This window comes from Nocardioides psychrotolerans (genome assembly GCF_943371775.1).
GTDB classification, from domain to species: domain Bacteria; phylum Actinomycetota; class Actinomycetes; order Propionibacteriales; family Nocardioidaceae; genus Nocardioides; species Nocardioides psychrotolerans_A.
Genome location: NZ_CALRWD010000062.1, coordinates 19,729 through 27,849, shown reverse-complemented (window position 1 = coordinate 27,849; position 8,121 = coordinate 19,729). Strand labels below are relative to the sequence as shown.

The 8,121-nt window shown below is 71.1% G+C and carries 9 protein-coding genes; 2 read left to right on the top strand and 7 right to left on the bottom strand.

Annotated elements, in window-relative coordinates:
• Window positions 1–63: 63 nt before the first annotated feature.
• A complete protein-coding gene (locus AAG827_RS16310) occupies window positions 64–576 on the bottom strand; it encodes a hypothetical protein (protein WP_341927226.1) in 513 nt (170 codons plus the stop codon).
• Between the two features lie 104 nt (window positions 577–680).
• Between AAG827_RS16310 and AAG827_RS16305 the strand changes: the two genes are divergently transcribed.
• A complete protein-coding gene (locus tag AAG827_RS16305) occupies window positions 681–1,604 on the top strand; it encodes an alpha/beta hydrolase (protein WP_341927224.1) in 924 nt (307 codons plus the stop codon).
• 153 nt (window positions 1,605–1,757) lie between these two features.
• Window positions 1,758–2,276, top strand: a complete 519-nt coding sequence (locus tag AAG827_RS16300; protein ID WP_341927223.1) for a DUF3145 domain-containing protein — start codon at window positions 1,758–1,760, stop codon at window positions 2,274–2,276.
• Between the two features lie 22 nt (window positions 2,277–2,298).
• Here AAG827_RS16300 and AAG827_RS16295 read toward each other — a convergent pair whose 3' ends face one another.
• From AAG827_RS16295 to AAG827_RS16270, 6 genes are all read right to left on the bottom strand, one after another.
• Window positions 2,299–2,736 carry a hypothetical protein gene (locus AAG827_RS16295; RefSeq protein ID WP_341927222.1) on the bottom strand — a complete coding sequence of 146 codons (438 nt, stop codon included), beginning with the start codon at window positions 2,734–2,736 and terminating at the stop codon, window positions 2,299–2,301.
• 87 nt (window positions 2,737–2,823) lie between these two features.
• Window positions 2,824–4,173: a carboxyl transferase domain-containing protein gene (locus tag AAG827_RS16290; RefSeq protein WP_341927227.1), complete on the bottom strand. Its 1,350-nt coding sequence runs from the start codon at window positions 4,171–4,173 to the stop codon at window positions 2,824–2,826.
• 101 nt (window positions 4,174–4,274) lie between these two features.
• Window positions 4,275–5,531 carry a beta-ketoacyl-[acyl-carrier-protein] synthase II gene (locus tag AAG827_RS16285; protein ID WP_341927221.1) on the bottom strand — a complete coding sequence of 419 codons (1,257 nt, stop codon included), beginning with the start codon at window positions 5,529–5,531 and terminating at the stop codon, window positions 4,275–4,277.
• A 10-nt stretch (window positions 5,532–5,541) separates the two neighbouring features.
• Complete coding sequence (locus AAG827_RS16280) at window positions 5,542–5,787, bottom strand: acyl carrier protein (protein WP_028645031.1); 246 nt, start codon at window positions 5,785–5,787, stop codon at window positions 5,542–5,544.
• Between the two features lie 77 nt (window positions 5,788–5,864).
• Window positions 5,865–6,860 carry a beta-ketoacyl-ACP synthase III gene (locus AAG827_RS16275; protein WP_341927218.1) on the bottom strand — a complete coding sequence of 332 codons (996 nt, stop codon included), beginning with the start codon at window positions 6,858–6,860 and terminating at the stop codon, window positions 5,865–5,867.
• Window positions 6,857–8,044, bottom strand: coding sequence for an acyltransferase domain-containing protein (locus AAG827_RS16270; RefSeq protein WP_341927217.1), 1,188 nt, complete (start codon window positions 8,042–8,044; stop codon window positions 6,857–6,859). Before AAG827_RS16270 ends, AAG827_RS16275 begins: the two co-directional genes overlap by 4 nt.
• Window positions 8,045–8,121 lie beyond the last annotated feature (77 nt).

Here is an 8,121-nt window from a genome sequence, read left to right as displayed (position 1 = left end):
CAGCGGGCCGAGATCCTGGAGAAGAAGCTCGGCGTCTGACGCCGAGCGGCGGTGGCGCTGGTGTCAGCGTCCGAGGACGCGCACGATCGCGCCACTGCCCGCCTCGAGGGTGCCCCACTGGAGGCCGTCGCGGAACCCGAGCCGCACGCGGTCGACGACGGCGATCGCAGCGAGGTCGCTGGACACCTCGAGCACGATCGCGTCTCCTTCCCCCAGCGTGCGCCCCTCAGGATTGACCAGCTCGGGACAGAAGCGGTCGGGCTCCGTCGTGACCCCGATCGTGCCGCCGACGCACAGCAGCGGTGTCACGGTCACCTCGGTGTTGGCCGTGGTGTGCACCTTGACGCCTGACAGGTGCAGGTCGCGGTCGAAGTCGGCGCCCGGGGTGAAGACGCCGACGTAGACCCGGGTGGCGGTCGGGGTCGACGCCGAGATCGCTGTGTCCGAGGTCGGGAGCGAGGCGGGGCTGGTGGTGAACCAGACGAGGAAGGCGACCACCACGAGGGCCAGCAGCACACGTACGACGATGCCGGCCCGCGGGCCACGCCGGACCTGCAGGTCCGTGGAGGTGCTCATGCGCAGAGAGTAGGCCCTGGGCAGGACACGTGCGGTGCTCCGACGCCCCGTCGCACCTGTTGGACCACCTGTGGGACGTGCCTGCCAGGTGACAGACTCCGCCCATGAGCAAAGTAGAGCGTCCGGCGCTGGAAGGCACCGTCGCCGTCCGGGACGGGCGACGCCTCAGCTTCGCGGAGTACGGCGCGCCGCGCGGGCCGGCGATCGTGTGGATGCACGGCACCCCCGGAGCCCGGCGGCAGATCCCCTTCGAGGCCCGGCACTACGCCGAGGTGCACGGTCTGCGCATCATCGGCATCGACCGTCCCGGCATCGGCTCCTCCACACCGCACCTCTACCCGAACCTCGTCGACTGGACCGGGGACCTGGCTCTGCTCCTCGACGCCCTGGCGGTGGACACCTGTCGGCTGATCGGGCTCTCGGGTGGCGGCCCCTACGTCCTCGCGGCCGGTGCGGCGCTGTCGGAGCGCGTCCACGGTGTCGGCGTCCTCGGTGGGGTGGCCCCCACCGCCGGTCCGGACGCGGCCGAGGGCGGGATCATCCAGCTGGCGGTGGCACTGGCCCCGCTGCTCACGGTGGGTCGCGTGCCGCTGGGCATCGCCCTGACGGGGGCGATCCGCCTGGTGAAGCCGCTGGCGGGCCCGGGGCTCGATCTCTACGCCGCCGTGCAGCCGCCGGGGGACAAGAACCTGCTCTCGCGCCCGGAGTTCAAGGCCATGTTCCTCGACGACCTGCTCAACGGCAGCCGCTTCCAGACCTCGGCGCCTCTGAGCGACCTGGTCCTCTTCACGCGCGACTGGGGCTTCCGAGCGGCCGACGTGAGCGTCCCGGTCCGGTGGTGGCACGGCGATGACGACCACATCGTCCCGTTCCGCCATGGCCAGCACATGGTCGACCGGTTGCCCGACGCCACGATGACCGTGATCGACGGGGAGAGCCACCTCGGCGGCCTCGGCATCGCGGAGGAGGTCATCTCCACGCTGATGGAGCTCGGCCCCCGGCGTACGTCGTCGACGGCGATGAGCTGAACGAGGCGTTCTCGTGCGCGTTTCCACTGGTGCTCAGGGGCCGCATGCGTCACACTGGGGTCATAACTACACAACTGTCACTTGACTGACCGTTCATCGACTGTGAGACCGCTGGGGAAGGCGTAGCTCGCGCCGACGATGAAGGAGGTCACGGTGACCACACGCACTGCAACCCACGCGGCAACGAGGGGCGTCATCTACGTCCACTCCGCGCCTTCCGCGTTGTGCCCGCACATCGAGTGGGCCGTGGGGGGCGTTCTCGGCGTTGCCGTGAGCATGGAGTGGACCCCGCAGCCCGCCCAGGCCGGCGCCTATCGTGCCGAGCTCTCCTGGGTCGGCTCGGCCGGCTCGGCCGCCCAGATGGCCTCCGCTCTGCGCGGGTGGAACCACCTGCGCTTCGAGGTGACCGAGGAGCCCACGTCGGCCACCGAGGGCACGCGCTTCTCCTACACCCCCGAGCTGGGCGTCTTCCACGCCGTCACCGGTCTGCACGGCGACATCATGATCCCCGAGGACCGGCTCAAGGCCGCCGTGGTCAAGGCGGCGCTGGGCGACACCACGCTGCTCGTGGAGATCGACCGGCTGCTCGGCAAGCCGTGGGACGACGAGCTCGAGACCTTCCGCCACGCTGGCGACGGCGCGCCCGTGCGGTGGTTGCACCAGGTGGTCTGAGGCCGGACGAGCCGCCTGCGCGTCAGCGCGGGCTGACGAGGCGGAAGTAGCTCGGCTTCACGAAGCCGACGTGCTTCTCGTAGCCCTCGGTGTAGGTCACGCGCATGCGGATCTTGAAGCGACCCGGGGTCGTGGAGGCACGGCAGGTGCGGAAGCTCAGGATGCCCTGTCGCGGCTGGGAGCCGGCGTCGGCCAGGACGCTGGCGATCGGGCGGCGCTTGGGATCGGTGATGAACATCTCCGCCTGCCACTCGTTGTTGGGAGTGGTGATCTTGTAGAAGAAGCGGTAGTCGCGACATCCCTTGCGCAGCACCTGGTCGGGGGCCTTCGTGCTGCCCCACGACGCGGCACCAGTCGTCTCTGCCGCGGTTGTGGCGGCCGAGGCGGCCTGGGACACCCCGACACCGCCCACGGTCATGACGAGGGCGGTCAGGGTCCCGAGAGTCGCAGAGCGCAGCATCACGAATCCTCCGTGTGAGTGATGGACGTCATAGGTACAACGCAACGCCATCCTCCCGGTTACGGTCAAACCGGCCCAGGGGAGTCCTCAGAGCGGGATGTTGCCGTGCTGCCCGTGCAGGACCCCGCGGCTCTGCACCGCCTCGTCGATGGCGCGGGCGATCGCGGAGCGCGTGCGCTCAGGCGTGACCACCTCGTCGACGACCCCGATCTCCACGGCCTTGTCGACACCGCCGGCGATCCGCTCGTGCTCGGCTGCCAGCTCGGCCTCGACCGTCGGCCGGATCTCGACGGACACCTCGGCGAGCTTGCGACGGTGCAGGATCCGCACGGCCGCGACGGCGCCCATCACGGCCACCTCGGCCCCCGGCCAGGCGAACACCTTCGTGGCGCCCAGCGAGCGGGAGTTCATCGCGATGTAGGCGCCGCCGTAGGTCTTGCGGGTCACCAGCGTGACGCGGGGGACCACGCACTCGCCGAAGGCGTGGAGCAACTTGGCGCCACGGCGTACGACGCCGTCCCACTCCTGACCGACTCCCGGCAGGTAGCCGGGCACGTCGACGAGCACGATCAGCGGGACGCCGAAGGCGTCGCACATGCGCACGAACCGGGATGCCTTCTCGGCCGAGAGTGAGTCGAGGCAGCCCCCGAGGCGCAGCGGGTTGTTGGCCACGACGCCGACCGTGCGGCCACCGAAGCGGCCCAGGGCGGTGACGATGTTGGGTGCCCACTTGGCGTGGAGCTCCTGCATGGAGCCGTCGTCGAGCACACCCTCGACGAGCGGGTGCACGTCGTAGGCGCGCTTCTTGGACTCCGGGAGCATCGAGGCGAGGTCACGGTCCTCGACGTCGGCGACGCGGAGGCTGCCCTGCGACCCGAGGAGCGACGCGACGTCGCGGGCGCGGTCGAGCGCGTCCTGCTCGGAGTCGGTGAGGATGTGCACGACGCCGGAGCGACGGCCGTGGGGCTCGGGTCCGCCGAGGCGCAGCATGTCGACGGCCTCGCCGGTGACCGATCGGACGACGTCGGGGCCGGTCACGAAGATGCGTCCCTCGGGGCCGAGGATGACGACGTCGGTGAGCGCCGGGCCGTAGGCCGCCCCGCCGGCGGCCGGGCCGAGCACGACGGAGATCTGCGGGATCTTGCCCGATGCCTGGGTCATGATCTGGAAGATCCGGCCCACCGCGTGCAGCGACAGGACGCCCTCGGCGAGCCGGGCGCCACCGGAGTGCCAGAGGCCGATGATCGGCAGCTGGTCGGTCATCGCCCGGTGGTAGGCGTCGACCACGACGCGGCAGCCGAGGTCGCCCATGGCGCCACCCATGACGGTGGCGTCGGAGCAGAAGGCGACGACGCGGGTCCCGTCGACGAGACCCACGGCGGCGATCATGCCGGAGTCGTCGTCGGGGGTGATCAGCTCCAGCGACCCCTCGTCCATCAGCGCCCGCAAGCGGGTGATGGGGTTGCGGGGGTCCTGGTCGCGGGGCACCTTGACGGGCTTGGGCACGCGGGTGCCCGCGGCCGGCTCGACCGAGGTGGTCACGAGGCGCTCCCGAAGGCGACGGCCACGTTGGCGCCACCGAATCCGAAGGAGTTGTTGAGCGCGGCGATGTCGCCGGCCGGCAGGTCACGTGGCTTGGTGGCGATGTCGAGGTGGACCTGCGGGTCGAGGTCGTCGAGGTTGATCGTGGGGGGGACCAGGCGGTGGTGCAGGGCCAGGACCGTCGCGATCGACTCGAGCGCGCCCGCGCCACCGAGCAGGTGACCGGTCATCGACTTGGTGCTCGTGACCACCACGCGCTCGGCGTGGGCGCCGAGCGTCGCGTGGAGCATCAGGCCCTCGGCGATGTCGCCCTGCGGCGTCGACGTCGCGTGGGCGTTGACGTGCGCGATGTCCTCGGGGGAGATGTCGGACTCGTGGAGCGCACGCAGGATGGCGCGCGAGCCGCCACGCCCCTGGGGGTCGGGCTGCGCGATGTCGTGGGAGTCGGCGGTGATGCCGGCGCCCAGGACCTCGGCGTAGACGCGGGCTCCGCGAGCACGTGCGTGCTCCTCGGACTCCAGCACCAGGACACCGGCGCCCTCGCCCAGGACGAAGCCGTCGCGTGCGGTGTCCCATGGGCGCGAGACGGTGGTCGGGTCCCCGGCGTTCTTGGACAGCGCCATCATGTTGGCGAAGGCCGCCATCGGCAGCGGGTGGATCGCCGCCTCCGTGCCGCCCGCGACGACCACGTCGGCGCGGCCCAGGCGGATCTGGTCCAGCGCCAGCGCGATGCCCTCGTTGCCCGAGGCGCAGGCGGACACCGGGGTGTTCACCGCGGCCCGGGCCCCGATGTAGAGGCTGATGTTGGCAGCCGGTGCGTTGGGCATGAGCATCGGGACAGCCAGGGGAGAGACCCGGCGGGGGCCCTTCTCCTTGAGGATGTCGTAGTTGGCGAGCAGCGTGTTGACCCCGCCGATGCCGGAGGCCATCGCCACGCCGACCCGGTCACCGTCGACGGTGCCGTCCTGGACGGATCCCTCGAGGCCGGCGTCGCGCCAGGCCTCCATCGCGGCGACCATCGCGAACTGCGACGAGCGGTCGAGCCTGCGGGCCTTGACCCGCTCGAGGACCTCGGTCGGCTCGACGGCGATCCGGCCGGCGATCTTGACGGCCATGTCCTGGGCCCAGTCCTCCGTCAGGTGGCGGATGCCCGACCGACCGTTGACGAGGGAGTCCCAGGTGCTGGCAACGTCGCCACCGACCGGGCTGGTGGTGCCCATGCCGGTGACGAAGACGCGCGTGCGGCTGCTCATAGAGTGGCTCTCAGGCCTGGGCGCGCTCGATGAACGCGACCGCGTCCCCGACCGTCTTGAGGTTCTTGACCTCGTCGTCGGGGATGGAGACGCCGAACTTCTCCTCGGCAGCCACGACGACCTCGACCATGGACAGCGAGTCGACGTCGAGGTCGTCGACGAAGGACTTGTCGAGCTGGACGTCGTCGGCGTCGATGCCGGCGACCTCGTTGACGATCTCGGCGAGGTCGGCGCGGATTTCTTCGGTGGTGGCCATGGTGGCTTCCTTATCTGTGTGGTTTCACTGAGGTGGTGCGTCTGGGGGTGCTGCGGGTGAAGCTCGGGGTGGTGCGATCAGGGGACGACGACGACCTGGGCCGCGTAGGCCAGGCCGGCGCCGAAGGCGATGAGCAGGGCGAGGTCGCCGGAGCGGGCCTCGCCGTCGGCGATCATCCGGTCCAGGGCGAGCGGGACCGAGGCTGCCGACGTGTTGCCCATCTGGGCGATGTCGCGGGCGACGCGGATCGTGGCGGGCAGCTTCATGGAGCGCGCGAGGGCGTCCACGATGCGCATGTTGGCCTGGTGGGGGATGAAGCAGTCGAGCTCGTCGGCCGTCACGCCGGCCCGGTCGAGGGCCTCCTGGCCGACCTTGGCCATCGCGAAGGCGGCCCAGCGGAAGACCGCGTTGCCCTCCATCTTCAGGTGGGGCATCGACGGGTTCTCGCCGGAGAGGACGTCGCGCCAGTCCTCGCGCTGCCGGATGTGGTCGAAGTGCTCGCCCTGAGAGCCCCACACGACCGGACCGATGCCTGGGGTCTCGCTCGGACCTACGACGACCGCACCGGCGCCGTCGGCGAAGATGAACGCCGTCCCGCGGTCGGTCGGGTCGGTGATGTCGGAGAGCCGCTCGACCCCGATGACCAGCACGTGGCCGGCGCTGCCGGCGCGCACGAAGTCACTGGCCATGGCCACGCCGTGGCAGAAGCCGGCGCAGGCCGCGGAGATGTCGAAGGCCGCTGCGTCGTCGGTGCCGAGCTCGTGGGCCACGAGGGTGGCGACGGCGGGGGTCTGCATCAGGTGGCTGACCGTGGCCACGACGACGCAGTCGATCTGACGGGCATCGATGCCGGCGCGCTCGAGCGCGATGCGTGCCGCTGCCACGGACATCATCTGCACGCTCTCGTGCGGACCCGCGAAGCGACGCTCCTTGATGCCCGAGCGCTGCTGGATCCACTCGTCGCTGGACTCGATCGCGTCGACGATCTCGGAGTTGGGCACGACGCGGTCGGGACGGTAGGCGCCGACCCCGAGGATCGCGGTGTGGGTGGAGCCGGTGCTGGGGGTGATCACGAGTAGCTGCCCACCGGGTGGAGCCGCAGGAGGGGCTGTCCCGGGGAGACCAGGTCGCCGTCCTCGACGAGCCACTCGACGACCTCGCCGCCGTGGGCCGCGGTGATCACGATGCGGTCGCGCAGGCTGGCGATGTCGCCGATCGTCGCGCCGGCCTCGAGGACGTCGGCGTCGGCCGCGGCGCCGTCGAGGTGGAAGGTGCCCTTGGCGGGCGAGACGACCATCCGCCAGGTCGGGGTGGTGTTCATCAACGAGCCCTCGCCGTGCTTGTCGCAGAACGCGCGGGCGTCGTCGAGCTGGTCGGGGGTCTTGAGGGCGAAGGTCTCGACACCCTTGAGGGCTCGCTTGGCGATGCCGGTCAGGGTGCCTGCGGGCGGCATCTCCAAGATGCCGGTGACGCCGAGGTCGGACATGGTGTCGAGGCAGAGGTCCCAGCGCACGGGGCTGGCGATCTGACCCACGATGCGCTTGAGGACCTCGCGGCCGTCGTGGATGACGTGGCCGTCCTTGTTGGAGATCAGCGGGATGCGGGGGTCGTGCACCGAGACCGACTGCGCGAGGCGGGCGACGTGGCCGACCGCCGGCTGCATGTGCGTGGTGTGGAAGGCGCCCGCGACCGTGAGGGGCATCAAGCGCGCCTTGGTCGGGGGAGCGGCGGCGAAGGCTGCGAGCTGCTCCATCGTGCCGGCTGCGACGATCTGGCCCGGGCCGTTGTCGTTGGCCGGGGTGAGACCGTGCTCGGCGAGGGCGGCCAGCACCTCGTCGCGGTCGCCGCCGAGGACCGCGGTCATGCCGGTCGGGGTGACCGCTGCTGCGTCGGCCATGGCCTTGCCTCGCTCGCGCACCAGGACCATGGCCTGCTCGGCGGTGATGGTGCGGGCGCCGGCCGCCGCGGCGAGCTCGCCGACGCTGTGGCCGGCCAGCGCACCCACGCGCTCGAAGGCGTCCATCGGGTGGGGGAAGAGCTCGAGGGCCGCGACCAGGCCCGTCGCGACCAGCAACGGCTGGGCGATCTTCGTGTCGCGGATCGTGTCGGCATCGGTCTCGGTGCCGTAGTGGGCCAGGTCGAGACCCGCGACGGTGGAGAGCCAGCCCATGCGGGCGGCGAACACCGGGTCCTCCAGCCAGGGCGTGAGGAAGCCGGGGGTCTGGGCCCCTTGTCCGGGGGCGACGATGACGAGCACCCCTTCACTGTGCCGCGCCCGAGGCCCTGGGATCGCGTCCGACGCAGACGAATCTGACCGGCGATTCTTTGTAGGGT

What these genes read in the sequence shown, in the direction of transcription:
- AAG827_RS16310 (WP_341927226.1), bottom strand. Translation starts at nt 576, where the DNA reads ATGAGCACCTCCACGGACCTGCAGGTCCGGCGTGGCCCGCGGGCCGGC.
- AAG827_RS16305 (WP_341927224.1), top strand. Translation starts at nt 681, where the DNA reads ATGAGCAAAGTAGAGCGTCCGGCGCTGGAAGGCACCGTCGCCGTCCGG.
- AAG827_RS16295 (WP_341927222.1), bottom strand. Translation starts at nt 2,736, where the DNA reads ATGCTGCGCTCTGCGACTCTCGGGACCCTGACCGCCCTCGTCATGACC.
- AAG827_RS16290 (WP_341927227.1), bottom strand. Translation starts at nt 4,173, where the DNA reads ATGGACGAGGGGTCGCTGGAGCTGATCACCCCCGACGACGACTCCGGC.
- AAG827_RS16285 (WP_341927221.1), bottom strand. Translation starts at nt 5,531, where the DNA reads ATGAGCAGCCGCACGCGCGTCTTCGTCACCGGCATGGGCACCACCAGC.
- AAG827_RS16280 (WP_028645031.1), bottom strand. Translation starts at nt 5,787, where the DNA reads ATGGCCACCACCGAAGAAATCCGCGCCGACCTCGCCGAGATCGTCAAC.